The organism is Streptomyces sp. UNOC14_S4, from assembly GCF_020740835.1.
Classification (GTDB): Bacteria; Actinomycetota; Actinomycetes; order Streptomycetales; family Streptomycetaceae; genus Streptomyces.
Window position 1 is genome coordinate 1 of record NZ_JAINFC010000815.1, and the last position, 2186, is coordinate 2186.

Here is a 2186-nt window from a genome sequence, read left to right on the forward strand (position 1 = left end):
GCATACGGGGTGTTCGTTCCTTACTCGTTGGATGGGTGTCCGTTCGGGGTGGGGCCGGACGCGAGGTCAGACGAGGTCCATGGCAGCCACCTCGTCCGGGCGGCCGTAGCTGACGGGGCCCTGGAAGCGCCTGCGGGCGCTGGCGAACCACCAGACGGTGGCGACGACCAGGACCACGGCCAGGGCGATCGGCGCGTAGTTGAACGAGGTGAGGGTGAGGGGGGACGCCTGCGGCAGCATGAACAGCACATTGCTGATCACGATCCAGACGACGGCGACGGCCGCGACGGGCACGCCCCACCGCCCCAGGTTCCAGGGCCCGGGCCGGAACTCGTCGCCCAGCCGCAGCCGCAGGAAGATGGGGACGCCGTAGGCGAGGAAGAGGCCGACGACGTTGATGCTGACGATGGCGGTGAACGCGGTGTGGGACCACCAGCCCGGCACGACGAGCACCAGGGAGCAGGCGGCTGCGAGCCACACGGCCTTGACGGGCGTGCGGGTGCGCGGCGAGACCGAGTGCCACCAGCGGGAGCCGGGCATCGCGCCGTCGCGGGCGAAGGCGAAGATCTGCCGGGTATTGCTGGTCATATTGGCGAGGCCGCAGAAGAGCATGGCGCCGATCACGATGAGCAGCAGGAGATTGGCGGTGCCCGTGCCCAGCGCGTCGATGAGAATCTGCACCGGCGGTGCCGCCGCGCCCGCCTCCCCCGCGTAGTCGCGGATCGCGTAGACCAGGGCCAGCATCAGGATCAGCCCGGTGAGCGCGGAGTAACTGATTGCACGCATGATGCCACGCGGCGCGTTCACGGTGGCTTTCACGGTCTCCTCGGACATATGGAAACTGCCGTCGAATCCGGTGAACGTCCAGCTGGTGACCAGAAGGCCGAGCATTCCGCCGTAGAAGCCGCTGGCGAAGCCGGTCTCGTTGACGAAGTGCGTCGCGTACGAGAGCGGCTGGTGGTGGCCGGGTTTCAGGGTGAGGGTGGTGACGATGACCACGAGGCCGACCAGCAGCCACCAGACGGAGATCCGGTTCAGCACGGCGACGAGCTGCACCGTATAGGTGTTGGCCAGGGCCTGGACCAGCAGGATCACGGCCGTGATGGCGACGGTGTGCTCGGGGTGGGGGTGGTAGGAGGGCCACTGCAGGGCGATGAAGGCCTGGATGAAGGTGGCGGCCGCGTAGTTGGTGGCGGCGGTCCCGCCGACCTGGCCGACGAAGTTCAGCCAGCCCGTGTACCAGGACCAGGCGCCGCGGTGCCGTTTTGCGAGTTTTCCCGCGGAGAAATACAGCGCGCCGCTCGTCGGATAGGCGGAGGCGATTTCCGCCATCGCGGCCCCGACGAACAGCACCATCACGGACACACCGATCCAGCCGAAGACGAGAATCCGCGGACCGCCCGCCGTCATGCCGAATCCGAAGGAGGAGAAGATCCCCGAGATGATATTGATGATCGTGAATGAGATCGCGAAATTGTCGAACGCCCGGAAGCGGCGGGTGAGTTTTCGCGGATAGCCCATGGCGTGCAACGTCGCGTCGTCGTCCAATGCGAACGGCACCGTTTGCTGCCGTGCTTCTCTCCTGCGGACGAGGAATGCGGGTACGGGCACGGCCACAGCCTTTCTTCCGGTCGGGGACGGGGGGTGGTTCAGGAGGTGCCGGGCACGGGGAGTCCGCAGCGGCGTCTGGCTCTGGTCAGTTCCTCCTCGGGGTCGCCGAAGGCGCTCCAGGGCATCCGGGAGGCGTACGGCCCCATGGCCGTGAGCACGGCCCGGGCCTCGTCGTCGCGGTGCGACATGAGCAGCGCGTGCGCGAGGTAGGCGAGGTCCAGCACGGGCGTGAACCGGTAGTCGGCGACGTGCGGGAACCAGTTCTCGTACAGGCCCAGGGCGGTGGTCCGCCACTGGTGCTGCACCCAGGTGCGGCGTGCCAGCGGGGCCGCGGGGTTGTACTCCTCGACCAGGTTCACCAGGGGGAGCAGGCCCAGGGGCGAGGAGGCGGGGGCCCGTTGCCCGAGGAACGCGGCGACGTCCCAGGCGGCGTTGGCGGAGCCGCCGTGGCGGGTGAAGAAGAACGCGAGGAACCGGTGGTGCGCCTCCCGGTGCCAGGGATCGAGCCGGAGGATGCGGGCGAAGAGCGCCCACGGGCCGGGCGGCGCGGTGAGCAGCCCGGCCCGTGGGCGCTC

The 2186-nt window shown here is 68.8% G+C and carries 1 protein-coding gene and 1 pseudogene; both read right to left on the bottom strand.

Translation table 11 applies throughout. The features are described 5' to 3' along the window. Positions 1-66: 66 nt before the first annotated feature. Positions 67-1521, bottom strand: a complete 1455-nt coding sequence (locus tag K6I34_RS36040) for an amino acid permease (RefSeq protein WP_229332243.1) — start codon at positions 1519-1521, stop codon at positions 67-69. 128 nt (positions 1522-1649) lie between these two features. After that, positions 1650-2186: pseudogene (locus tag K6I34_RS36045) on the bottom strand (hypothetical protein); the annotation flags it as partial.

Bases quoted from the DNA above. Each gene is read 5' to 3' on its own strand.
- K6I34_RS36040 (WP_229332243.1), bottom strand. From the start codon at position 1,521: ATGGGCTATCCGCGAAAACTCACCCGCCGCTTCCGGGCGTTCGACAAT.